This window comes from Chryseobacterium sp. PCH239 (assembly GCF_018924625.1).
In the GTDB taxonomy this organism is placed as follows: domain Bacteria; phylum Bacteroidota; class Bacteroidia; order Flavobacteriales; family Weeksellaceae; genus Chryseobacterium; species Chryseobacterium cucumeris.
The window spans coordinates 4,902,589-4,926,886 of the sequence record NZ_CP073027.1 but is presented as its reverse complement, the minus strand read 5'-3'; the positions used below and the strand labels follow the sequence as shown (position 1 = coordinate 4,926,886).

The window sequence follows — 24,298 nt, the reverse complement described above, 5'->3', positions numbered from 1 at the left end:
TTGAAAATTAATTTTAGAAAGATTTTCTATGATCCTTGTCAAGGTTCCAAACTTATCACAAGGATCAATGGATGTCTGTTTCTGTTTATAAAAAATTAAGGTTCAATACTGGTTGTAATTCCTTGGTTCCAATACTTAGCTTCCGGCATATAATAGAGGTAAACATTACTTGATTTTCCTGTATACGTTCCTGCAAATTCCACTTTGAGATCAAGATTAATAGTCTTTGTTTCCTCTGCATTGAAATGTTCCCAGTATAAAACCAGATAGTTGTCAAAAATCTCATAGTAAGAAACCTGTTTTTTGTCCACCATATCTTTCAGCAAGGCATTTTGCAGCGTCAATCCTGCCGGGATACCAATTTTTGCTATGGTCATTGGCAGCTCACCGTTTATTTTGTTTTTTACGGTAATGGTCATTCTCTTGGTCTCCCCTATTTTTGACGTTCCGGATTTTAATCTGGTCTCCATGGTAAGTGGAATATCCTTGCTTTCCGGAGCTTGCAGCGTGTAATATTGATATTCCAGCTTATAAGGAAGTCCTTTTTGTGATGGATAATGAATAGTGATATCATTTTCCCCTGTTTTATATGCTGATGACAGACTTATATTAGGGTAAGTATTCGCTTTGTTAATCTTAATAACCGGTTTTTCAGTTCCATACAATTTCTCATTTTTAGAGAAAAAATCAGATAATGCCTGGATTGCCAGTGTTGTGGCCTGTGTAGAGCCGAATCCGAAATAACCATTCAAACCAATAAGCTGATCAGCTGCTTCAGCAATTTTCAACTGGTTGAGTTTCTCATCTTTCTGAAGGGCCATAATATATAATGAAAGTGTCTCCGCATCCGCAGACATTCCCCATGAACCCGTAAAAGTAACTTCAGATTTTACCTTCTTTGTTTCATATTGTTTGTCCAGAATTTTTATCATATCATCATATTCTTTTTGTTTCCCAAGATATGCTGCTGCATTAGCAAGTAAAGCCAATTGATAAGAATCTTTTGTAGCCAAAGCTCTTTTCAGCATTACCTGAAAGGAATCTTCAATTTCATTTTTAAACCCAAGTTTGGACAGAGCATATACAACATACATATTTCTCGACCAGGAAAATTCAGAAAAGTCTTTTTTGGATTCATAGGGTTTTCTTACTTCGAATAATCCGTTTGCATTCTTTTTTGACAAAATAAATGAGGAAAGTTCCTGGATGAGCTTAGCATCCGGATTCACGTACTTCTTTAATTCCATAAATTCCAATAACGCAAATGCTGAAAGGGCGACATCTGATTCTGCGGAGCTGAAATATCCGAAACCTCCGTCCTTATTTTTATAACTCAGCAGCTTCTGGAAGCCTTTTTTCAGATTTTTTATCACCAGATTTTCAGTTGCGGTGTTTATTTTTTTACTTGATTTTAAATAGTCAAGAATAAAAATGTTAGGATATACTGTTGAGGAAAGCTGTTCAAAACATCCATGAGGTTCTTTTTTCAGTTGTTCTATGTCTCCAAACATCTTCAGAGCTGTATTTTCAAATACATAATAGGATGAATACAGGCTTCCATTAATATACTCCGGAATATTGATTTTGAGATCTTCTGTTTTACTATTAATGATGGAAAACTGATGGAGAAATCCTTTTTCTTCTACTTTAAACGGAAGAATCATCGTTTCTCTGAACTCTCCTGATCTCACCGAAAACTGAATATCAGAATTCACAATCTCATCAGTCTGTATTCTTACCAATAATCTTCCTGATTCTAGGGGTTTCAGGGTAATCAGACTATCAGAACTGATGAGTTTTACATGGTTGGGAACAATGACATCCATGGTCATTTTGCGGGTTTCTGGAGAATTATTTTTAACTACCACAGGAATTGTCATTTGATCTGTTCTCGTCAGGTACTGAGGAATTTTAGTATCTATCGAAATCAGGCTCTGGGCAGCATACGTCGTTTCATCTCTTCCCAAAAGTCCTGATGCAGAAATTCCTTCTGTTATAATTCTGAAAGTGGAATTCGCATCCGAATTATAAAACTCCACTCTGGCCTTCCCATTTTTATCCGTTTCTACTACCGGATTCCAGTAAAGCGCTTCTCTATAGTCAAAACGGTAAGAGGTATTGGTTGTTTTATATTCGGGATAAACAAATTCTCTTGCTCCGGCATATGAAATAAGCTTTCCATAGGGCACAGTTTGTATGGCGAGGTAAGATTTCGGGGTAATATCAATACTTATTTCTGATTTTCTATTTTTAGCTGAGTTGACGATCACCACTCCATTCACAGCTCTGCTTCCGTAAATAGCGGTAGCAGCAGCATCTTTCAAAACGGTAATACTGTTGATATCATTTGGATTAATCGTCGTATTAAAATTTTCGACAGGAATACCATCCACAATGAATAAAGGGTTTTTATTGGTAATGGAGGCCGTTCCTCTGATATTGATCTGCTCTCCTGCTCCCGGCTGCCCGGCACTTGTTACCATTAATCCCGCAACTTTTCCACTCAACAAAGAAGTTACGCTGGCATTCTGCATCTCCATAGAAGATGTTATTGTTGTAGAAGCCACTGCTGCTTTATCATTCTTTACACTGTAGCCCACAACAACTACTTCTTCAATACTTGTATTCTTTCTGATTGTATCAGTTTTTGATCTTCGTGATTGATTTAACTGAGTGGTATTGTTTTTATTTTCTGTTTTTATTTCTTCTTTTCTTTCAGCTTCCTTTACAATTTCTTCTACGTCTATGTTGGTAAGTTTCTGTTTTACTAAAGGATTAATATCCAGATTGTAAGACAGAATTTTGATTTTCAGCTGATGTTTAGGCTGAAAGGACTTTGCAATAATTTTATAAGAATTATTTGCATTTAAATCCGAAAAATAGAACTTTCCATTTTCTGCAACGGCCTGCTTGAGAATCTTTTTATTATAGATATCCAAAAGAAAAACATCTGCTTTCACCGGTTTTTTGTTTTCATCTTCTACCACGCCATAGATTGTGTTTTTCTTTTCAGGAAGGTATTTGTATTTATTGGTCTTCAGAATTTCCGGAATAGGCTCAAAATATCGGTAACCGTTTGTCAGCATCACAAGATCTAAGCTTTTATCTGCTTTTTCTTCTTTTTTATCGAAATAAAACTGAGGCCTTTCAATTTTCCCTTTGAGCTCAGAATCCATCAAAAGCCAGGAAATAATATGATTCTGTTTGTCGTCAGCATAGGTCCATAGTTTATCATCTACTACGCTTACTCCAAGATTAGCAGGAACAGGTTTGTTATTCTCATCCGTGGTTTCAATGTCCAGAACCACCTTTTCTCTTGGTAGATAATGTTGCTTTACAGGGGTAACTTTTATATTCAGATGGTTTACTTTATTGGTAAAAACAATCCTTTCTGCAAGCGGCATATTATTTTCCAGAATGGTAAACCTACAGATTCCTGTGGGGAAATTCTTTTCTGCAGTTTCCAAAGAATTCATTCCTTTTTTCAGCGAAATGATTTTGCTGTAAACGTCTTTTCCGCGGAAACTTCCCAACAGGGTAATTGTTTTTTCCTGGGTAGAAAATATCGTAAAATTCAGGTTTTTATTTTCATTCCGAATATTTAAAACCAGTCCTTCATTTTTTGCTGCCGGGAGATCAAAAGTCTGGGTAATATTTTCCGGTTTCAGCACTTTTGCATAGTAATTTTCTCCATTTTTCGGGGTAAAAAGAAAGCTTCCCATTCCAAAATTATAGGCTGAAATTTCTTTTATTTTTTCATGATTCTGATTGTAAACAGCCAAGACAGCATCTACAGGCTTTTCAAACTCATCCAGAATTTTAAAGGCGATATTCTGTTCTATTCCATTGATAAAAGTTCCGCCTTCCGGTAAGAATTTCACATCCAGATTATTCAGAACAATAGGAATATTTCTGGAGATAGATTCTGTAAATCCATCAAAATTCACTTTGATATTCAAAAGAGCATCAGAGGATTTCAAAACTTCAGGAAGCTTAAAGGTCAACAGTTTTTTACCTTCTTTATCGGTAATGAGTTTTCCTTCTGAAATAGTTTCTCCGTTGTGCATTATGGTATAATCAGCTTCATAAAAAGGAATCGGAAGATTGCTAAGACTTCTCATTGAAAAATCTGCACTTACCTCATCTCCCGGGCCATATCCTTTTTTAGGAAAATCAAGCTTCATTAAAATTCTTGGTGATACAATTTTCTGGAGGGTAATTTCTTTTTCGAAGGTATTTTTTCCTTCTTCATTCTGCATCCAGTTGGTAAAAGCTCTGATTTTATAGATCCCCCCTTCATGTCTTCAGCAAAATAGAAGTCTCCCTAGGCATATCCATTGGTAATTTCGTATTTCAATTTTCTCACAACACTTCCTGCAGGATCTGTTATTTCGAAATTTACGACCCTGCTTTCTTCGACCGGTAAATTATTGTTTCCTTTTACAACATATATTTTAAAATACATTTGCTCCCCAGGTTTATAAAAAACATGATTGGTCTGAATGTAGGTCTTTTCTTTTTCAAAATCCTGAAATGGTTGCTGTCCTTTCACAGAAAAGGCTGAAAACAATAAGCACAGCAGGATGATATAGATGGATATAAACTTGAGATTCATGAGTTAAAATTTAAGTGAAACAATACAGCCAAATGTTTTAAAAGAGGGAAGATTAAAAAAATCCAGTCCTCTTCCATTATTCATATCGTAGAAGTTCTGATTAGGATCTGCGCCTTTATTAGCCTGCCAAAGCATGATATTATTTACATAAAAAGTCAGTCTGAGAGCCTGTTTATTATGGTTAATCGGGAAATCTGAGGAAAGGGATATAGTATTGATTCTTATATAATCTGCTTTTTGAACATAATTTTCAGCCACCCCTAAATAACCGTACCTCGACCATCTGTTTTCCATAACATCCTTGTTGGGATCATAGAAATCCACAGGAATCTGGTTGACAGTTCCATTGGCCTGTACGCCTTCAAAAATATAATTTTTGATATTCCTTTCTTCTCCCGAGCCATAAGAACGTCCGTAATAATCAAGGACAGCCTGGGTTCCGTTCCAAAGATGCCCTCCTTTTTTCCATTCCCAATTGATATCTAAAGACCAGTTTTTATAGGCAAAACTGTGGTTGAATTTCATCACAAAATCCGGTGTAGGATTTGCAATAATTTTCATTCCGTCTGCTTTTTTAGGAAATCCAAACTCATCAATGACCAATTGTCCGGCTGCATTTCTTTCAAAGTAACTGCCCATCACAGCACCCAAAGCCTGACCTTCCGATAGTGTTTTATAAATGTCTTTAAATCCCGAAACGGCAAGGTTCTGATATCCGGGAGCCGTGCGGTCTACAATATCTTTGTATTTAAAGAATGAAACTTTATTGGTGATATACAAATCATATCCAAGCTGCAACTTTTCGTAAGCAAAATTGAATTCATATCCGCTGTAGGTATGATCTGCTGCATTCTTTAACCTCAGCTGATTGTTTTCAAAGACAGGAAATATATCGTCAGTATTCTTTTTATTAAAATATTCTCCATCTACACTTATTTTATACCCAAGATTCAGCCTGGCTCCAATTTTCCATTCCTGTGTATTAATATTAGATAAACCCCGGAAGCTTTCTACTTCCTGCACCGGAAAGTATTGATTGTAATTCTCTGCTTTCAGCAAAGTAGTAGAATACGAAGCATAGGATCTTGTAATTTCCGGCTCAGAGCTTAATTGCGTGTAGCTTCCCAATAATTTAAAATTGTAATTATACCAATTGAAGATGCCATTGAACTTCAAATAAAAGTTAGCTTTTGGAAGCCAATAATTATTTTTAAGTGAAGTATTGGAAATATAAAATGAATTCCCAAGATTAAAACCTGCTTCAAAATCATAATCGCGGATGTTCATATTATAATTAAAAATATGATCCTGTGAAGTTCTCTGATAGAAATATTTTTGATAAGTCAGGCTGTTATAAATGTCGGATTTTTTATCATTTAAAATAAAATTCAGGCTGAAAGTATTTCTAAAGTCATAGTCTCCCAATGAATAAGAGCCCTGTATATTGGAATGATAAGAGCTGTTGTTTTGAATCCTTTCATTCGATACACCGCTGATGAAACCATAAGTAGAAGGTTTATATTGATCCTGATTCCAGATCGTAATACTTTCATAGGACTGAGTAATATTCCATTTAAATTGATCCCAGTCTTTCGCTACGTTGAGACTCAACTTTCTGTCCCGATTCTTATAGCGGTATTTGCTATCCTGTGCAAAAAGGAATGAAGGATTGTCTGCATATTTGCTGTAGCTTCTCTGTAAACCGTTATTCAGCAAAGTATTTTGTTCATTTGAAAAAGAAACCGGTGTTAACAATGAGTTTTGGTAAGCTCTGTTGAACAGGCCTGTTCTATTGGTATTCGTAGCTTTATCTTCTTCGTAATTAAAAGCCAGATTAATGTAATACCTACCCAAATCTGCATTCAGTTTTGCTTTAAGGGTATTGGTAATATCAAACTGGTCAATAAAATACATCTGATTCTTTTGCTGCCCCAGATTCAGTGCAAGACGGAGTTTTTCATTGTTACCCTGTTGTATAAAAGCATTTACATTCAACTGGTTATTATATCCTATTGTGGTTTTAAAAAGGTTATTATTATATCTTTTTGCACGCTGAAGTCCATCAATCCATGGAATCAGTTTTCCATTCTGATCGTACTCATAAGGCAATCCATTAAACCCAAGTGTAGATAGATCTGGTCCAAAACTGAACATTTCATACGTTTCAGGACCTTTCCAAGCAAGATTTCCATTTTCAGATCTTCCCTGAACATAGTTATTTTGAGTCTCCGGAACAGCATTCCTGCTTTTAATATCAAAATACATGGTAAAGCTTCCGTTAAAAAGCAAAGTTGTCTTATTGATCCTTTTTAAAACATAAACACTATCATTCTTCTGCTTTAATTTTCTTATTTTATCAAAATAAGAATGTGATCTTTTACTGAGTTGGGTTTTAGTTTTTTCAATACTGAAATCGTCTTTAATCTCCTTTGAAACAAGACTGTCATAGGCTTTACTGTAAATATTATCTACACTTTTATTTCCTGTCTGATTTTCCAGAATCGTTTTTAATTCCCTGAGTTCATAAGAAGAAATAACATGGGTATTTTTCCCTTGGTTCCATACAAGGGTATCATAAGGCTTGGCAGCGATGATGGCAAACCCTTTCTCATCAGTCAGTTCATAGATACCGCTGTTCTTATTATAAACCTTTAAAAAATTCTGTTCTTTATCCTTAGATGTTAAAAATTTTCCAGAATAGTACAATTGTGAATTTTGTGCCTGTAACAAAGTAATCGTAAATGGCAGCAACAGCAAATAATTCTTTTTCATCAGTTATTAGTATGCTTAAAAATATAAAAAAAGAAATTTCCGGGGAAATTTCTTTTTTTAAGATAATTAATTTTTAATGACCTTAAATGTTTCCCATTGATCATTAGTATGAATACGGACAAGATAAATCCCTTGAGGATAAGAAGTTAAATCAATTGTATTTTTACCTTCCGGAAGTTTTTCTTTTCTCATAATAATCTTTCCGGCAAGATCATACACAAACAGTTCTTCAATTGGTTTTCTTGTTTTAATCTGCAGCTGACCTTTTGTAGGATTTGGAAATAGCACAGTTTTAATATCAATCTGACTGTCAATTTCTTTTTCCATTTTTTTGTTGATGTTATCATTTGAAATTCCTGCGCTGCATTCTGGCAAAACAGCTCTCTGAAGGATTAATCTTAATAATAAATCATTCAGTTTTTCAACTTCATAAGAATCTATGGTAGGTTTAATATGGCTGTTTCCTATTCCACTGTCATCTGAAAGGAACGTATAGGTTCCATTGGTGAGTAAAGCAAATGTACGCATCAGATATTCTGTTTGTTTATCGGTATCACTGGCTGCCAATGGTATAATGGTAATCCCTTTCTTTGTCGCAGTCTTTATTGCTCTGTATAAATCCTTTATATTCTGCTCCGAATGGTGTGGAGGAGCATCCAGAATTAAAAACATAATTTTCGTTGAATTTTCATCACTCCACTTCAGCTCATCAACAGAAACTTCCAATGCTTCAACAACCGCTTCCGGTGTATCTCCGCCACCCCCAGCGTTCTGTTTTTTAATAAACCCAACAAGATCTTCTGCATTATCAGAAAAGTCAAATTTTCGGGTCACATATTCATCTCCCTGATCTCTGTAAAAAACTGATCCATATCTTACCGTTGTATTTTTAAGCTGTCCTTCAATCTTTTTCAATACATCCAAAAGTTCAGACTGGAGATAAGAAATTTCATCCCCCATAGAACCTGTAGCATCAACTACAAAAGCAAGATCCAATACACGCTTTTGCAGACAGTGTTTATCAAGAATAATCAGGTTTTGTCCATTTTTAAAGGTTCTGAGATTACTACTGATGATCTGCCCTGAACCATCAGATAAATAATATTTCTCTGAGTCAGGTTTCTCATCAGTCATCGGTGATATCCATAATTCCACATTGCCCAGATTATCTGAAACGGCTTCCCAGATAATATTTTTCTTATCATCCAATAGTTTTATTTTCTCCCCTATTACCGGTTTTCTGTCTTTATTGACCAACTGAACTGAAATCCTTTTATCAGGAAAGAATTTCCATGTATTTTTATACTGATCCAGTGTAGGAACTGCAATATCTTTCCAATAATCCCACTTAGAAAAATCGTTAACTTCTCCTGCTGTGAGCTGGCCTGCTTTGGGAAGTTCTTTTTCAGGTTCTTCAGCTTCTTTTAGTATTTTCTCAGCATTATCTGAAGATAACTTTTTGAGTTTTTCTATTTCATCGTTAGATAAGCCTTTTGTGGTCATTATAACAACTCCGTTATTAGCTTTGCTTCCATACAGGGCAGTAGCTTCAAGCCCTTTCAGTACTTTTAATTCTTTTATTTTTTTTGGATCCAGAGTATTTAAAAATCCAGATTCTCTGCCTAAAACAACTCCATCAACAATATATAAAGGAGCCGTCGAGCGACCATCTATACTTCTTGAACCCCTTATTAATATTGCATCATGCTTTTTAATTCCGGTTGACACTTCTAACCCGGCAACTCTTCCAGCCAGTGAAGAAACGGCAGCCGGAGCATGCACAGGAGTTTTGTCTGTAGAAGCAATCATAACCGTTGAGGAAGCGGTAACAGATTTATAACTCTTTTTAATCCCATACGCCGTGACAACAACTTCATCAATTTCTTGTGTTTTTAAGGTATCACTGTATATCTGAGGCAGAGATGCTGTTACTCTCTCAGAAGCTTCCAATGGCGGTATATTACAGATAGGATGAGATTTATAAGGATCTATTCCTGCAAATGATGAAGATTTAGATTCTGTGGGAAGAGGTACTGTTACAGGCAATTCTTCTTTTCTGATATTCTCCTTGATGGTCCTGTCTATCTTTGCAATATCTGTTTTATTAATCGGGCCACCTGAGCTTGTATTCACTGCTATTACAGGCTGTAAAGGTTCTGCAGTCTCTTTTTTATTCATAAAGTAAAAAGCCCCAAGACCAATCATCAAACTTGCTGCAATACCATAGGGCAGCCAAAGAGGAATGATTCTCTTTTTCTCTTCTTTTGTATCTAATTTCTCTTCAACTTTACCCCATACCTTCTCAAAACCAGGAAAAACAGCTGGCTCTTCTGAAAGTCTGGAAGCTTCATTGAATTGTTGATCTATATGATTATTTTCCATTGTTGTAAAAGTTTAAATGTTTTGATTCACTAGAAGTTCCTGCAGCTTTTTTCGTGCAAAATTGAGCTGGGATTTTGATGTTCCTTCGCTGATGGAAAGCATGGTGGCTATTTCCTTATGAGGATATCCTTCAATAGCAAAAAGATTAAAGATAGCTCTGCAGCCTTCCGGGAGAAAATTCAGTAAGCTCAGAATATCTTTTTCCAGGGAAAGGTTTTCCGTTGTTCCTTCAGAATGATCGGTGAAATTTTCTTCCAGGGAAATAAACAGTCCTTTGCTGGATCTTAGTTTCTGCAGGCATTCATTTACCGCAATTTTTCTTGCCCATGCTTCAAAGGTATCGGCATTCTGAAGCTGGGTGATTTTCGTGAAGATTTTGTAGAATGTATCGGCCAATACTTCTTCGATATCTTCATCGTTTTTCAAATAGCGTTTGCAGACTGAGTAAAGCCTGCCCGCCATTTTCTCGTAAACTATCCGCTGGGCATTGCGGTTGTTACGCTGGCATTCCAATAATAATTCTTGTTCCATAGTCAGGAGTTATACTATTATAGATGCAGAAACATTTGTGAGGGTTGGAAACATGATCAACATTTTTAAGCAAAGGGGCAAATGAGCTGATATGCCTATATTATTTCACCCTTTTTGTAATTTTTTTAATTTCAAATTTAACTTTTCCATCTGTAACAAATCTCTATTATCAACGACTTTTAATATAAATAATCTTTTTATAGTAATGAAAAATGCCAAAATTGCATCATTACTTTTTGTTTTGTCTGCAGGAAGTATGATGTTTGCCCAAGATGACTTAATCAACAAGTTAAAAAACAACCAATCACAAAATGCTAATTTTCAGTTCACAACGTTAAAAGACGTGGGTGCAACTTCTGTAAAGAACCAGGGTTCATCAGGAACTTGCTGGAGCTACTCCGGAAACTCTTTCCTTGAATCTGAAATGCAGAGAATGGGCAAAAAACCTGTAGATCTTGCTGAAATCTTTACTGCAAGAAATTCTTACCACGATAAAGCAAAATTATATGTTTTGAATAATGGCGCTATCAGCTGGGGTGACGGAGGAGAACTTCACGACGTAATCAATATGTACAAAAAATACGGAGCAGTTCCTCAGGATGTTTACACAGGATTAAAAGCTGGACAGACTACCAATAACTTCAAGGAAATGCAGGGCAAACTGAAACCAGTTCTTGACAGCCTTGTTCAGGCTTCTTCAAAAGGAAAACTGACAGATAACTGGATGGATTCTGTAGATGCTATTCTTGATGAATATTTAGGCAAAGTACCTTCTAACTTTACATATGAAGGGAAAAACTACACTCCGAAAACATTTGCTAAAGAAGTAGTAGGAATCAACCCTGAAGATTATGTGGAATTATCTTCTTATAAAGATTATCCATATTTTCAGAAATTTGTAGTTCCGATTCCTGATAACTGGAGCCACGATTCTGATTGGAATGTTCCGATGAAAGATCTTACTGCAATTATTGATAACGCTGTAAATAAAGGATATTCTGTAGGTTGGGCAACGGATGTTTCTGAGCCTTATTTCTCTTACAAAAACGGGGTAGCATACGTTCCGGATATGGATCTTGACCAAATTACTGCAGAGAACAAGCAGACTTTGTTTACAGAGCCTAAAAAAGATAAAACCATCACTGAAGACATGCGTCAGAAAGCACTTAACAACCTTTCTACAACGGATGACCATGGGATGCACATCGTAGGTTTGGCTAAAGATCAAACGGGTAAAGAATATTATATGGTGAAAAACTCATGGGGAGTAACCAATGACTTTGCCGGATATCTGTATGTAACAAGACCTTATGTTGAATATAAATCAACAGCCATACTTGTTCACAAAAATGCAATTCCCAAAAGCATCTTAAAGCAATTGAAACCAACTAAGAATATTGGTTTATAAGATAAAGAAATCATTTCTGCCATTTAATTAAAAGGTAGTTTTAGATATTTAAATCTGTTAAAACCCGCTTCTGGAAATTCCGGAAGCGGGTTTATTTTTAGAATATGTTATTTGAAAGAATATATTCCCATTTTTGCGCAAAATATTGTTTGATTTACAAAAAATATTATATTTGTATAAATCAACAAACTAATTAACATGAAAAATCTAAAGAAATTAACAAAATCGACATTAAAGAACATCATTGGAGGAAATGCTCCACAATGCGAAGGCGATACTGTTGCATGCCGACATAAAGCTGAAAATGGTGTTCCTGCCTATTGGTCATGTGAACCCGCTGCAACAGGATGCAGATTCTTATAAAATGAATTTAAGCTTTTAGAAAAGAAGCAAATAAAAACCCGATTTCAGAAATTCTGAAATCGGGTTCTTTAATAAATAGGTGAAAATTAAATATAAAATAAAGTGAATTACGCTAATTTATGACCATATTGAATCGTCAATTCCTCTTCCCAAGTGAATAAATTATGCTGTTAAAAAACCACTGCGAAACAAATTCACAATTCATTATTGATATTAAAATAAAACGCCCATACTTTCTGCTGAAAAATCAAGAAGGGCTTCTGTATTGCCGTCTTTGATCTTCTGTACCCACTGGTGATCCTGCAAAATAGCTCTTCCTACTGCAACAAGATCAAATTCCTCATTGTCAAGTCTTCTGATTAGTTCCGTAAGATCTCTTTTTTCTGTTCCCTGCCCTGCAAAAGCATTAAGGAAATCTCCGTTCAAGCCTACAGAACCTACGGTAATAGTTGGCTGCCCGGTAATTTTTTTTGCCCATCCTGCAAAGTTTAAGTCAGAACCTTCAAATTCCGGTTCCCAGAAACGACGCTGTGAACAATGGAAAATATCTACTCCAGCTTCTTTTAATGGTAATAACCACTCTTCCATTTCATTAGGAGTAAATGCCAGTCTGGTTTTATAATCTTGTTGTTTCCATTGTGAAAGGCGGATAATAATGGTAAAATCCTCTCCCACTGCTGCTCTGATCGCTTTTACTACTTCTACAGCAAATCTGCTTCTTTCTTTCAATGTTTTACCGCCATATTCATCGGTTCTGGTATTGGTTACTTCCCAGAAAAACTGGTCGATAAGGTATCCGTGTGCACCATGAATTTCAATACAGTCGAAACCAAGGTCTTTTGCTGATTTTGCAGATGCTGCAAACTGCGCAATGGTATCCTGAATATCTTCAATAGTCATTGTTGAAGCCTTTTCCATTGGAACCAACGGATAGTCTTCAGACATTCTCGTATCTCCTACGTGCCAGATCTGAGGTCCCATTTTACCTCCATTCTGATGTACAGTATCAATAACATTTTTCCAGCCGTTTAAAGCTTCTGTACCATAGAAATCAGGAATATTCTGCATATTTTTTGATCCCGGTCTGTTGATCACAGTTCCTTCAGAAAGAATCAATCCTACTTCTGAAGCGGCTCTTCTTCCATAATAATCTGCGATGTTCTGTGTAGGAACTCCATTGTCAGACTGTGCTCTGGTCATTGGAGCCATTACAATTCTATTTTTAAGCTGTAAATTCTTGTATTGAAACGGTTTAAATAATGATGATGTGCTCATATTTAAATTTATATTTTATAATTGTTACACAAAGTAACTAATAATAGTTCACTTTTGTATCTTTTATATAAAAATAGTGGTAACTTCGCAGTAACTTACATTAGTAACATCAAAGTAACATATGAAACTGCAGTTTCATATGATATTAAAATAAAGATCTCTCTATGAAAAAGAATGAATTAATGCAATACAGCTGCCCTCTGGGTAAGGCAATGGCCGCTTTGGGAAGCAAATGGAAACCCATTATAGTTCTTGTTATCAAGGACCGGAAGTTACGTTTCGGGGAACTGGCAGTACGTATTAATATTATTTCCAGAAAGGTACTGACTGATCAGCTTAGAGAAATGGAAACCGATGGATTGGTTATTCGTGAAGAGTTTAAAGAACTTCCTCCAAGAGTGGAATATTCTCTTACAGAAAAAGGATTGGCTCTGCTGCCGATTTTATATTTGCTGGAAGAGTGGGAAGCAAAATATCAGGTGAAAGGACAGCATGAAGATAAAGATTGTGCTTTTCTGAATGAAGATGTAAAAAATAAAAAGGCTGTCAATGTGTGATAGCCTTTTATCTTGGATAACACTTTCAAAAAGGTAAGTATATCACCAAAATGTAAGTATATAGTTTCAAAACCATTTCTGATTCAAATTTGCAGAAAAAATTGCATTATGAATTACAAAGAAATTGCAAAAGAAACGGTTGGAAATCTGTACAGAGCCCATAACAGCATTAGAAAATCCGGTATTGATGAAAAACTGATTGCATTGGTGGAGCTTCGGGTATCTCAGATCAATGGCTGTGCCTATTGCTGTAGTTATCATGCTAAAGAGCTCTCTGATTTTGGCTTTGAACAAGATGTCATCAACAGACTTTCGGGCTGGAAACACACCAATGTCTTTAATGACCAACAAAAGCTTGTTTTAGAATGGGCAGAAGCTGTCATTTACAGCAAAGATAATTTGGAAAGCACCAAAGCAAAGCTGATAGACCAATTTTCAGAACGAGAGATTGTAGAGCTTACCGCAAGTATAACTTTGATGAATACTTTGAATAAATTGAGAATTGTTTTGGCGGAAGAAGATTAGCAAACAAAAACCGCTCCCAAAAAGGAAGCGGTTTAAAATTTATCTAAAATCCCGATTAGAATATCGCTGGATATTTCTGAGGATTTGTTTCATTAAACATTGCGTAGATTTTTTCTACCATATCGTCTGCAGACGGCTTACTGAAATAATCACCATCACTTGCATATGCTGGTCTGTGATCATTGGCAGAGATCGTCAACGGATCTGAATCAAGATATCTGAATGCTTTCTGCTTTTCAAGGATCTGCTGTAGGATGAATCCTGTAGTTCCCCCTTCCACATCTTCGTCAATCACGACTAATCTGTTGGTTTTCTTAACACTTTCAGCAATTTCGTGAGATAAATCGAAAGGGATTAACGACTGGATATCAATTACTTCAGCAGAAATTCCTAATTTTTCCAATTCATTAGCTGCTTCCGTTACAATCCTCCATGTAGATCCATAAGTGACCAAAGTAACATCTTTTCCTTCTTTTGTTACTTCAATTTTCCCTACAGGAACAGTGAATTCGCCTAAGTTATCCGGTTGCTTTTCTTTCAATCTGTATCCGTTCAGACATTCTACGATGATCGCAGGTTCGTCAGCCTGAAGCATTGTGTTGTAGAATCCTGCTGCTTTCGTAAGGTTTCTAGGAACCAATACCAAAATACCTTTTGAAAGGTTCAGAATACCAGCCATTGGAGAACCTGAATGCCAGATTCCTTCTAATCTGTGCCCTCTCGTTCTGATAATCAACGGAGCTTTCTGACCTCCTTTTGTTCTGTAATGTACCGTTGCCAGGTCATCACTCATTCCCTGTAAACAGTAAAGAACATAGTCTAAGTATTGGATTTCAGCGATTGGTCTTAAACCTCTCATCGCCATCCCAATTCCCTGTCCAAGAATTGTTGCTTCACGGATTCCTGTATCAGCGATACGTAGAGCACCGTATTTTTCCTGCATTCCTTCCAATCCCTGGTTCACGTCACCAATGTTTCCGGTATCTTCTCCAAAGATTAAAGTTTCAGGATATTTTTCAAAAATTTTGTCAAAATTGTTTCTGATCACCACTCTTCCGTCTACATCCTCAGAGCTGTCAGAATATACAGGCTTGATTTCCTGTACGTTTTCAGCCTTCCATTCAGACTGAGAATATAAGTGAGAAGAATAGTTGTCTTTTTCAACAGCAGATACTTCATTGTATTTCTGCATCAGCTGATTTCTTTCCGCAGAATTTGTTCCTCTTGTCGCCAGTAAAGTCTGTCTTACCAAATGGAAAATATCTTTCTTAGCTTTTGAAACTAATTTGTTGAAATGAGCAATATAAGTTTCCACTTCAGCATTTTGTCCTTTAAGATTTTCTACTAAAGGTAAAATAGACTGAATAAGTTCTGAAATAGCTTTCTGATAGTTTTCCCAAGCTACTTTTTGTCCTGTTTTTGCTGCTTTTTTCGCTTCTTCATCTATCGCCTCCAATTCTTCAGCAGTAGCAATTACTTCTTCTTTTCCATCAATTTCGATAGAATAGTTCAGAATCCACTCTTTGAATTTTGCCAGTCCGTCATACTCTGCTTCCCAAGCCAGACGTTCTTCGTTTTTATATCTTTCATGAGATCCTGATGTAGAGTGTCCCTGAGGCTGAGTAACGTCTACCACGTGCACTACCACCGGTACACTTTCTGTTCTTGCAAAATGTTCTGCCTTAGCATAGGCATCTAATAATGCAGGATAATCCCAGGCTCTTACCTGGATAATCTCACATCCCTGGTTTTCTCCTTCTTTTCTCTGGAAACCACTTAGCATTTCACTGATATCAGCTTTTGCTCTCTGATTTTTCGTAGGAACTGAAATTCCATATCCGTCATCCCAGATAGAAACGATCATAGGAACCTGAAGAGCACATGCTGCATTCAGAGTTTCCCAGAAGTGTCCTTCTGCTGTAGAAGCATCCCCAATAGTTCCAAAAGCAATTTCGTTACCTTCTCTTGAGAATTTTTCTGAACCATCAAATTTTACGCTTTTATAGATCGTTGAAGCCTGAGCCAATCCCAATAATCTTGGCATTTGTCCGGCTGTAGGAGAAATATCGGAAGAAATATTTTTCTGAGCTGTCAAATCTTTCCAGCTTCCGTCTTCATTTAAACTTCTTGTTGCGAAATGCCCGTTCATTTGTCTTCCTGCTGAAGCAGGCTCTCTTTCCACACTGGTATCTGCATACATCTGTGCAAAGAAACTTTCTACTGTTAAGGCATCTATTGCCAATGCAAAAGTCTGATCCCTGTAATATCCTGAACGGAAGTCTCCATTTCTGAAAACTTTCGCCATTGCAAGCTGAGGAAGTTCTTTTCCATCCCCAAAAATTCCAAATTTAGCTTTTCCAGTGAGTACTTCTCTCCTTCCGAGATAAGACATTTCACGAGAGATCCTTCCTAACCTGTAGTCTCCAAGTATCTGATTTTTAAAATCTTGAAAGGATATTTGCTGTGTTTCAATATAGGTTGTTTGCATAGCTAAGTAAAAAAGTTTTTTAATCTTCAAGTATTTTGCTAATATACACTTTTTAAATTAATTTTAATTTTTAATAATCTTTTTTAAAAATTTGATAATAAAAAAAATTGTGCTTTATTTTGAAAAAAATTGTAAAAGATGGAAAAAAAATCACCCCATATCTTGAATGCGTCCAGCAATCTTTTAGGATTTTCATTAATCATTATTACGTCACTGAAAATCTCTAAGATCAGTCAGAATACGTATTTGGACGAATTTGCGGGATTTGCCTGTATTCTTTTTGCCTGTAGCTGTTTCTTTTCATTTCTGGCGATCAGAACTCGTAATAGAAAGCGGGAATCTACGTTTGAGAACATTGCGGATTATTTATTTTTAATCGCTTTATTTTGTATAGTTCTAGCCGTTATTATTGTAACTCTGAAAATTATTTAATTTAAAAATTTCGCTCAATACCGTAATTTAGAGTAATACATAAGGGCAATCATATAAAAATTTGAGAATTCAATAAAAAGCTCTTTCTCATTTTTTACACTGAATCCATATCAGATTCTGAATATAAAAGATAGATTTATATCTTCTGAACAGTTACATTGGTGACATTACCACTTCCAGTAGATCCTGTTTCTGTTGAAATGATCGTAGCATTTTGATTCGGAGCTGCTGTAAAACGAATCTGGTATCCGGCTGTGGGAGCTACCACTACAGTCGTATAATTCATCAGCTCACCTACAGTTCCTGAAGCAGCAACTGCATTATAATGGCTTCCTCTTCCCAGGTAATTAGCATCCGGTACAGGTCTGATACCAATAAGCAACTGAGTATCTGCAGGCATATTGGTAAAACTTGCCTGTAACGTTACCAGATAATTTCCAGGCTGGTTAAAAGTCATCACTCCTGTTCCGGTATTATAGGAATAGAAAGGAGAAGTTGCTATTGGTGCAGCGAATAATAAAGTCGTGATCGTAGAAGAACTGATGTTCTGATTCGCTGCTAAACGCGCATGAAACAGTGAATAAGCAGTAAAGTCTATAGTCTTCAGTACTCCGGTAGCATCAGCTACAACCACCCTGTCAGTTCCTCCGACCCCGATATTTGAATTAATATTACGAATACGGGCATTTCCGGACGCCACATCTAATTTTTCAGTGGGTGAAACTGTGCCAATCCCTACTTTTGCACCTGACGTTACACTGAAATCATTATCCTGTTGAGCCACAGAAGGAATTCCTGTTGCAGGATTGTCTTTAGAGCCGTCAATATGAAAAGTTGTTTGGGGATTTTGAGTACCTATTCCCACTTGTGCGTACGTGATAAAGCTTGAGCTGATAGCACACGCTATCATCATTGTCTGAATTTTTTTCATTATTTGTTGTTTTTTCTTACGACAAATTAACAAAAATTATATGGAACATCAATGAATTGTTAACAAGCACTTTATGTGAATTATGCAAAATGCTAGTTTACAGCAATTTAATATCATAAAAACACACAGATAATCACAACTGATTGAATTATTGAAAGATAGCTCTATTTATTTCAATAAAATTTACGTACCATACGGGAAGAAAATAAATGAATAAAAAAATCAGAACGGATAAAATATTAATGTCAGAATTTTCGCTCAATAACATAATCAAGCATAATATGCAGCGATTTCCTTGCTTCAGAATCCGGAAATTCATTCAGGATATCTTTTGCTTTCTGCTGAAATTCTTTCATCACTGTAATGGCATAATCCAATCCACCTGAACTTTTAACAAATTCTATAAGCTCCTTTACACGTTTGGGATTGTTATTATATCGTTTTATGGTATCGAAATAATACTTTCTATCTTTTTCAGACGCTATTTTCAAGGTATGAATTAAAGGCAGGGTCATTTTCTGTTCTTTAATATCAATTCCTACAGGCTTACCGATGACGTTTGAACTTAAATAATCGAAAAGATCATCTTTGATCTGAAATGCCATTCCGGTAAAAGTACCGAAATCCATCATCTTCTTGGCAAGAGCTTCGTTTGCATTATTGGAAAGAACTCCTATTTCACAGCATGCAGCAATCAGAGTTGCTGTTTTCTGCCGGATAATTTCATAATAAACCTCTTCTGTGATATCCAGTTTTCTTGCTTTTTCCAGTTGCAGAAGTTCTCCTTCAGACATTTCACGGATGGTTCTGGAAATAACCCCAAGCAGATCATAATCTTTGTGATCTGTAGATAGTAAAACTGATTTTGATAAAAGGTAATCCCCCACCAAAACCGCAATTTTATTTTTCCACAATGCATTGATTGAAAAGAAATTACGACGTTTAAAACTTTCATCCACCACATCATCATGTACCAGAGTAGCGGTGTGAATCAGTTCGATCATAGAAGCACCGCGGTACGTTTTTTCCGTCACCTCACCCACCAGTTTGGCACAAAGAAAGACAAACATAGGACGCATCTGCTTTCCTTTGGTGGTAACAATAAAACGGGTTACTTTATCCAATAAAGCTACTTTACTCTGCATTGACTCATAAAACTTCTGTTCAAAAAGTTTCATTTCATCATTGATCGGTTGTTTAATCTCTTCTACAATGTTTGCCACAATCTGCGATGCTGGGTGAATAATTATTAATTCTCACAAAGATAATTTTTTTCGCTCAATTTTAAGACAAATTAATCTTTGAGTTGTTCTTTCGGGATAAAATAAAATGAAGGTTTTGTAGTTCCCAACGGAGATCTGAACTTTTCCCCTGAAATATAAATTCCCGTTTCATCTGCACTTATTCCCTCAATCTGTGCTAATGAAAGCGCAGTCCCGAGGTAATAGTGCTTTGGTTTTTCTTTAAAAAATATTCCGGGTTCTGTTTCTGTAAAAATATCTAAAAAGACTTCTGTTTTCTTTGTATATCCTATCAAATAAAGCTTTTTATCAAAATAAGAGGCATCTGTAACTACAAAACCTGTTTTATAGGTTTCTATTTTTTTTGCTTTTTGCAGTTCTGAGAGTTCAGGATCTACAATATAGTGCGAGGTTGCTTTTGAAGTCCATCCTTTGGTAAATAGGTGCAATTTTCCATTCAGATAAATCATAGCTTCTGCATCGAAATCGTTCTTTGTGTTTTTAGCAATAAATTCGGTCTGTTCAGGATAATAAAACAAAATTTTCGTTCCATCTAAGGCCCTTTCCGAACCTGGAATTTTAATGGCATTAGACTCATCGAGACGTTCGTATGGAACTTTGTAAATCGTCAGATCCTTTCTTGTTCCGGTATTGTTTCCGAAATCCCCGATATAAAAATTTTCTCCGTCATTGGCTAACGCTTCCCAATCTGTATTGATTAAGTTGGTTTTCAGTATCCTGATAATTTCGCCACTTTTTTTATCCAATTCAAAAAGTTCGGCAGGATTTCCACTGTCATTGAATGTATACAATCTTCCGTTTAAAATATTCAGTCCTGAAGTTTCCTGAATTTTATCATCCAGGTAGTTTATTCTGTATTTTTTTATTTTCAGAAAATTAGTCCGCTGGGAAAATGCAGATTGGCCAACGAAAAGAGCAACAATCAGAAGGAGTTTTTTCATAAGACAAAAATAAGGTTTTATTGTGAGTTAGAGAGTTGGAGGGTTTGCATGTGATGCGAGATACGGGTATCGGGATGTGGGATGCGGGTTTGAGAGGAGAGTGTGGATTCCTGCGGAATATAAATACTGTATAGCCTTTGAAAAATGTCAATTCTAAAAATAGAAAAACGGACTAAAATAGCCCGTTTTTCACTTAGATTTCTATTGATTTTAAATCAAAAGTTAAGCAGTTTTCTGCTCTTTCTGATTTTGCTGTTGTTCTTTCTTTTGTGCCTGTCTTGCAAAATACTCTTTCTGGTACTGCCTTACGGTTTTTCCTGTTCCGTCATGTCTCCATCCCGGAGAATTAAAGATATAATTGATTCTATCTGTAAATTTTAGTCCTGGCTGCTTAAGATCTTTCCAGATTTTTCTCCATTCATAAAATAATACCGTATCCGGTCTGTTATCCGGCATTTTTGGATAGATTCCATATTTCACGGGTACATTCGGATCTTCTTTTTGGAAGGTTCCAAATATTTTATCCCAGATAATGAGACACATTCCCATATTTTTATCCAGGTATTTTACGTTACAAGCATGGTGTACACGGTGATGAGAAGGCGTTACCAGAATATATTCCAGAAATCCCATACTCTTCACAGTCTGCGTATGCACCCATGTCCCATACACTTGTCCGATGGCGTATGCCACCATGATGTGCCAGGGATTGAATCCTAAAAATGCAAGCGGTGAAAAATACAAATATCTGTAAAGCGGCTGTAATACAGGGCTTCTGAATCCTGTTGTCAGATTAAAATATTCTGAACTGTGATGCGTAATATGTACTGCCCAGAATGCTCTGGAACGGTGGTCCACATAATGCAGCACATAATAGGCAAAGTCTGTGATGATAAAACATGCCAGCAAGTACCATACGCTAAGGTCCCAAGAGAAAAGCCTGTGATGGTAAAAGAAGAACATTACGCCCATGGCAAATGCCTTCATGATAAGGTCAAGACCAAAGTTCATCAATGCAAGATAAACATTGGTGGCAAGATCTTTTCCACTATATAACTTAGCTTCTGAAACGTGGCTGTAAATCATTTCAGCTAAAATAACAGTGGCATGCAATGGGATTGCCCATGCATACACATTTTCCAGCCCGTCCTCGCTCATAAGAAAATCCATCATCACAAAATAATTTGTGCAAAGGTAGGGTTTTAAGCTATTTTTTAAGAAAGTTTTAGGCTTTTTTTAAGGAAATTTTAATCTGTTGTTTTGTTGGCTAACTGTCCGCAAGCGGCATCAATATCACCTCCACGGCTTCTTCTGACCATTACAGTAATCCCTGCATTTTCAAGCTGACGGATGTAATTTTCTTCTGCCTGTTTGTTGCACTGGTCATATTTTCCGTCCCCGATCGGATTGTATTGAATCAGATTTACTTTTGAAGGAACCTGTTTGCAGTATTTGATTAAAGCTTTAATGTCCTCATCACCGTCATTGATTCCTTTCCATACACAGTATTCAAATGTAATAACAGAACCGGTCTTCTGATACCAGTACTGAAGAGCCTCCATAATATCCGTTAACGGGAATTTATCAGAGAAAGGCATGATCTCATTACGCTTGGATTCGATAGCAGAGTGAAGGGATAAAGCTAGCTTCACACGCAGTTCGTCATCTGCAAGCATTTTGATCATCTTAGGAATACCGGATGTAGAAACGGTAATTCTTCTTGGAGACATTCCCAAACCTTCCGGCTGGGTAATTTTTTTGATGGCTTCCACTACGTTTTTGTAATTCATCATTGGCTCTCCCATTCCCATAAATACGATATTGGAAAGCGGTCTGTCGAAATACATTCTACTCTGGCTGTCAATCAGAGCTACCTGATCTACAATTTCAGCAACTTCAAGGTTTCTCATCCTTTTCAGCCTTGCCGTAGCACAGAATTCGCAGTTTAATGAGCATCCTACCTGTGAAGATACACAGGCTGTAGTTCTTGTTTCTGTAGGAATAAGAACAGATTCCACCATCAGCCCGTCGTGAAGTTTCACTCCGTTTTTGATGGTTCCGTCAGAGCTTTTCTGAAGAAGGTCTACGGAAACAGGATTAATGGTATATTCTTCCGAAATTCTCTCACGAAGTGATTTTGAAAGATTCGTCATTTCGTCAATCGAATGGAGGTTTTTACTCCATAGCCAGTCATAGACCTGTTTCGCACGAAACGGCTTTTCTCCTAAAGACACAAAGTATTCTTTAAGCTGGTCTAGTGATAATGTACGGATATCTTTCATAATATTAAAGAGCCAAGTTAAAAGTAAAAGGTTTAAAGTTTAGTATTGTTAACTATTGCAGCCAAAATGTTTTTCAATTCGTTACTTTCATTCAATAAAGCTTTAAATTCCTCAGAATCATAACCATCTAATTCTTCTAAAACTCTAAGCCAAAAATGACTTTCTCTGGCTTCTCTCAAAGCAATTTTTACTTTATTTTTAAAATCTGCCTTAGAAGATCCTGCCTGGGATTCTTCATAATTAGCGCCTATTGAAGTAGCTGATTTTCCGAGCTGAAATCGTATTAATTTACTTTCAGAATCATTGGGAAGCGTTCTTAAAAACTTAAGACAATCAACTCCAAATGTAAAAGTTCTTATAAGTAAATCATTTTGTCTCATCTCTACTTCTATTACCTTTAACTTGGCTCTTTTTACTTTTTTTTATAGAATTAACATTGCGTCACCATAAGAATAGAATTTATACTTTTCTTTTACGGCTTCTTCATAAGCGTGCATTACGAAATCTCTTCCGGCAAATGCAGCAATCATCATGATCAGAGTAGACTTCGGTGTGTGGAAGTTCGTGATCATTGAGTTCGCTACTCCAAAATCGTGAGGAGGATAAATGAATTTGTTTGTCCATCCGTTGAAAGCAGAGATTTTTTTGTTTGAAGAAACAGAAGTTTCCAATGCTCTCATGGTAGTAGTACCTACTGCGCATACTCTTCTGTGAGATTCAACTGCTTTATTAATGATCGCAGCATTTTTCTCATCAATGATAATTTCTTCAGACTCCATTTTGTGCTTAGAAAGATCTTCTACCTCAATCGGGTTGAATGTTCCCAATCCTACGTGAAGGGTAACTTCAGCAAAATTGATTCCTTTGATCTCCAATCTCTTCATCAAATGCTTAGAGAAGTGAAGACCTGCTGTAGGGGCAGCCACTGCTCCTTCTACTTTTGCATAGATTGTCTGATATCTTTCTGCATCTTCCGGCTCTACTGCTCTTTTGATATATTTTGGAAGTGGAGTTTCTCCCAATTCTTTTAATTTCGTTCTGAATTCGTCGTAAGAACCGTCGAATAAGAATCTTAATGTTCTTCCTCTTGAAGTTGTGTTATCAATAACCTCAGCTACCAAAGACTCATCTTCAGTGAAGAATAATTTGTTACCAATTCTGATTTTTCTTGCAGGATCTACCAAAACGTCCCAAACTCTGGTTTCTTTATCAAGCTCTCTTAATAAGAAAACCTCAATTTTAGCACCTGTTTTTTCTTTATTTCCGTAAAGACGTGCAGGGAAAACTTTTGTATTGTTGAAGATGAACAAATCTTCTTCATCAAAATAATCCACAACATCCTTGAATAATTTGTGCTCGATAGTTTGTGTTTTTCTATCAAGTACCATTAATCTCGCTTCGTCTCTGTGCTCTGATGGGTGTTCTGCTAATAATTCCGCAGGAAGATCAAAATTAAAATCTGATGTTTTCATTTTTTAAATTACGGTTTAAAAATTACTGAAATTACAAGGTGTAATTTTCGGAGTGCAAATAT

Annotated in this window: 18 protein-coding genes; 4 read left to right on the top strand and 14 right to left on the bottom strand. The window is 36.2% G+C overall.

Translation table 11 applies throughout. The features are described from left to right. Positions 1–95: 95 nt before the first annotated feature. From KBP46_RS22610 to KBP46_RS22590, 5 genes are all read right to left on the bottom strand, one after another. Positions 96–4,259 carry a TonB-dependent receptor plug domain-containing protein gene (locus tag KBP46_RS22610; protein WP_216444248.1) on the bottom strand — a complete coding sequence of 1,388 codons (4,164 nt, stop codon included), beginning with the start codon at positions 4,257–4,259 and terminating at the stop codon, positions 96–98. Between the two features lie 65 nt (positions 4,260–4,324). After that, entirely contained in the window at positions 4,325–4,615 is a 291-nt protein-coding gene (locus KBP46_RS22605; RefSeq protein ID WP_216444247.1) for a hypothetical protein, read from the bottom strand. A gap of 3 nt (positions 4,616–4,618) precedes the next feature. Further along, on the bottom strand, positions 4,619–7,387 hold the full coding sequence (locus tag KBP46_RS22600) for a hypothetical protein (protein WP_216444246.1): 2,769 nt from the start codon (positions 7,385–7,387) through the stop codon (positions 4,619–4,621). A gap of 66 nt (positions 7,388–7,453) precedes the next feature. Continuing rightward, positions 7,454–9,769 (bottom strand): T9SS type A sorting domain-containing protein, encoded by a 2,316-nt coding sequence (locus KBP46_RS22595; protein ID WP_216444245.1) that lies wholly within the window; start codon positions 9,767–9,769, stop codon positions 7,454–7,456. Between the two features lie 12 nt (positions 9,770–9,781). Continuing rightward, positions 9,782–10,300: an RNA polymerase sigma factor gene (locus tag KBP46_RS22590; protein ID WP_123279649.1), complete on the bottom strand. Its 519-nt coding sequence runs from the start codon at positions 10,298–10,300 to the stop codon at positions 9,782–9,784. Positions 10,301–10,505: 205 nt separating this feature from the next. On the opposite strand from KBP46_RS22590, the gene KBP46_RS22585 reads away from it, so the two are divergent. Both KBP46_RS22585 and KBP46_RS22580 read left to right on the top strand, forming a co-directional pair. Then, positions 10,506–11,708 carry an aminopeptidase C gene (locus KBP46_RS22585; protein WP_120231761.1) on the top strand — a complete coding sequence of 401 codons (1,203 nt, stop codon included), beginning with the start codon at positions 10,506–10,508 and terminating at the stop codon, positions 11,706–11,708. Positions 11,709–11,906: 198 nt separating this feature from the next. Further along, positions 11,907–12,071, top strand: a complete 165-nt coding sequence (locus KBP46_RS22580) for a hypothetical protein (protein ID WP_157885757.1) — start codon at positions 11,907–11,909, stop codon at positions 12,069–12,071. A 213-nt stretch (positions 12,072–12,284) separates the two neighbouring features. Here KBP46_RS22580 and KBP46_RS22575 read toward each other — a convergent pair whose 3' ends face one another. Continuing rightward, the gene (locus tag KBP46_RS22575; RefSeq protein WP_062672031.1) at positions 12,285–13,346 is read right to left on the bottom strand and encodes an NADH:flavin oxidoreductase; all 1,062 of its coding nucleotides are present in this window, start codon (positions 13,344–13,346) and stop codon (positions 12,285–12,287) included. Positions 13,347–13,510: 164 nt separating this feature from the next. On the opposite strand from KBP46_RS22575, the gene KBP46_RS22570 reads away from it, so the two are divergent. After that, positions 13,511–13,903, top strand: a complete 393-nt coding sequence (locus KBP46_RS22570) for a helix-turn-helix domain-containing protein (RefSeq protein WP_216444244.1) — start codon at positions 13,511–13,513, stop codon at positions 13,901–13,903. 108 nt (positions 13,904–14,011) lie between these two features. Beyond that, positions 14,012–14,428 (top strand): carboxymuconolactone decarboxylase family protein, encoded by a 417-nt coding sequence (locus tag KBP46_RS22565; RefSeq protein WP_216444243.1) that lies wholly within the window; start codon positions 14,012–14,014, stop codon positions 14,426–14,428. 55 nt (positions 14,429–14,483) lie between these two features. Here KBP46_RS22565 and KBP46_RS22560 read toward each other — a convergent pair whose 3' ends face one another. From KBP46_RS22560 to queA, 8 genes are all read right to left on the bottom strand, one after another. Then, positions 14,484–16,916, bottom strand: coding sequence for a thiamine pyrophosphate-dependent enzyme (locus KBP46_RS22560; protein WP_216444242.1), 2,433 nt, complete (start codon positions 16,914–16,916; stop codon positions 14,484–14,486). Positions 16,917–17,484: 568 nt separating this feature from the next. Further along, positions 17,485–18,279: a hypothetical protein gene (locus tag KBP46_RS22555; protein ID WP_062672043.1), complete on the bottom strand. Its 795-nt coding sequence runs from the start codon at positions 18,277–18,279 to the stop codon at positions 17,485–17,487. A gap of 245 nt (positions 18,280–18,524) precedes the next feature. Continuing rightward, on the bottom strand, positions 18,525–19,502 hold the full coding sequence (locus KBP46_RS22550) for a polyprenyl synthetase family protein (protein WP_216444241.1): 978 nt from the start codon (positions 19,500–19,502) through the stop codon (positions 18,525–18,527). Positions 19,503–19,573: 71 nt separating this feature from the next. Further along, the gene (locus tag KBP46_RS22545) at positions 19,574–20,482 is read right to left on the bottom strand and encodes a hypothetical protein (protein WP_216444240.1); all 909 of its coding nucleotides are present in this window, start codon (positions 20,480–20,482) and stop codon (positions 19,574–19,576) included. 222 nt (positions 20,483–20,704) lie between these two features. Then, complete coding sequence (locus tag KBP46_RS22540; protein ID WP_062672048.1) at positions 20,705–21,655, bottom strand: sterol desaturase family protein; 951 nt, start codon at positions 21,653–21,655, stop codon at positions 20,705–20,707. 74 nt (positions 21,656–21,729) lie between these two features. Then, positions 21,730–22,764: a 23S rRNA (adenine(2503)-C(2))-methyltransferase RlmN gene (rlmN, locus tag KBP46_RS22535; protein WP_062672050.1), complete on the bottom strand. Its 1,035-nt coding sequence runs from the start codon at positions 22,762–22,764 to the stop codon at positions 21,730–21,732. Positions 22,765–22,796: 32 nt separating this feature from the next. Then, positions 22,797–23,144 carry a four helix bundle protein gene (locus KBP46_RS22530; protein WP_062672053.1) on the bottom strand — a complete coding sequence of 116 codons (348 nt, stop codon included), beginning with the start codon at positions 23,142–23,144 and terminating at the stop codon, positions 22,797–22,799. Between the two features lie 42 nt (positions 23,145–23,186). Next, entirely contained in the window at positions 23,187–24,236 is a 1,050-nt protein-coding gene (gene queA, locus KBP46_RS22525; protein WP_034696367.1) for a tRNA preQ1(34) S-adenosylmethionine ribosyltransferase-isomerase QueA, read from the bottom strand. Positions 24,237–24,298: the final 62 nt, after the last annotated feature.